Here is a 261-nt window from a genome sequence, read left to right as displayed (position 1 = left end):
ATACGTTTTCTAGATTTCTTGAAAATATAGGGTTGTTCTTTGTAATTAATTTGATTCTTACGCATCGGAGTTTTAAGCCTAATATTATGAGATTCAAATAGATTTAGTTGATATTCTGCTGATAAATACCTTCTATCACCAAGCAGTAAACAATCCTTGAGTTGATGTTTTATGTCTTTTAAATAATTGATATCGTGTACAGAAGCAGGACTAATGTCCATACTTTCTATAACACCTTGTGCAGAACAAACAGCGTGAAGT

1 protein-coding gene is annotated in these 261 nt (G+C 31.4%); it reads right to left on the bottom strand.

Translation table 11 applies throughout. From position 1 onward, the window contains the following. Window positions 1-261, bottom strand: a 261-nt coding sequence (locus tag FOF46_RS31195) for a transposase (RefSeq protein WP_143919301.1), incomplete at both ends; no start/stop codon positions are given.

The organism is Aquimarina algiphila (assembly GCF_007489275.1).
Classification (GTDB): Bacteria; Bacteroidota; Bacteroidia; order Flavobacteriales; family Flavobacteriaceae; genus Aquimarina; species Aquimarina algiphila.
Note: the sequence above shows the minus strand (reverse complement) of the source record. Positions and strands in the feature narration are given on the sequence as shown.